Source organism: Streptomyces sp. 13-12-16, from assembly GCF_002114215.1.
Taxonomy (GTDB): Bacteria; Actinomycetota; Actinomycetes; order Streptomycetales; family Streptomycetaceae; genus Streptomyces.
This window is the reverse complement of sequence record NZ_NCTE01000908.1, coordinates 1-998: the sequence shown is the minus strand read 5'-3', so window position 1 is coordinate 998 and position 998 is coordinate 1. Positions and strand designations below refer to the sequence as shown.

The window sequence follows — 998 nt, the reverse complement described above, 5'->3', positions numbered from 1 at the left end:
GCGGGACCAGGGAGCCTGCTGACCCTCACGGACCGGCCCGGCGGCGGTGACGACGGCCCTTGCCCGCCGCCGGGCCTCACCACGCCCGGATGCGCCCGGTGCCGGACCCGGAGAAGCTGGACCCCGTACGGGGGCGGGTCCCCGGACCGATGTCACATCCGGCGGTGGGCGGTCCGTCCCGGCAGACGCGGGGCGCTCCGTCGGGGAGCGCCGGGTGCCCGGAGGGACGGAACAGCATGAGCACGATCCTGGTGACCGGCGGTACCGGAACGCTCGGCCGGCACGTCGTCGCGCGGCTGCGGGCGGGCGGGCACGAGGTGCGGGGGCTCAGCCGGCACGCTCAGCCGTACGCCGTCGACCTGCGCGAGGGCGGGCCGGCGCTGGACGAGGCCGTCACGGGCGTGGACACGGTCGTGCACTGCGCGACGTCCGCGCGCGGTGGCGACGAGAAGGCCGCGCGGAACCTGATCGCGGCGGCCCGGCGGGCCGGGGTCGGACACCTCGTGTACATCTCGATCGTCGGTGTCGACCGGGTGCCGTTCGGCTACTACAGGTCCAAGCTGGCCGTGGAGCGGCTGGTCGAGGAGTCGGGGCCGGGCTGGACGGTGCTGCGCGCCACCCAGTTCCACGACCTGGTGTTCACGGTCCTCCAGGGCATGGCCAGGCTTCCGGTCCTGCTGCTGCCGGCCCGGGTGAAGGACCAGCCGGTCGACGTCACGGAGGTCGCGGACCGCCTGGCCGAGCTGGCCCAGGGCGCACCGGCGGGCCGCGTCGACGACATGGGCGGGCCGGAGATCCGGACGTTCGACTCCCTGGCCCGCGCGTATCTGAAGGCCACGGGCCGCCGCCGCGCGGTGGTGAAGGTCCCGCTGCGCGGCGCGTCCTACGACGCCTTCCGCGCGGGCGGCCACCTCGCCCCGGAGCGGGCGGTCGGCAGGGGCACGTTCGACGAGTACCTGACGAAACGATTCGGAGCCCGCGTCGCCCGCCGGTGAGCG

At 75.8% G+C, this 998-nt stretch carries 1 protein-coding gene; it reads left to right on the top strand.

All coding sequences use genetic code 11. The features are described 5' to 3' along the window. The first annotated feature begins 236 nt into the window (after nt 1–236). Complete coding sequence (locus tag B7767_RS31800) at nt 237–995, top strand: SDR family oxidoreductase (RefSeq protein WP_085575150.1); 759 nt, start codon at nt 237–239, stop codon at nt 993–995. Nucleotides 996–998 lie beyond the last annotated feature (3 nt).

What these genes read in the sequence shown, in the direction of transcription:
- B7767_RS31800 (WP_085575150.1), top strand. Translation starts at nt 237, where the DNA reads ATGAGCACGATCCTGGTGACCGGCGGTACCGGAACGCTCGGCCGGCAC.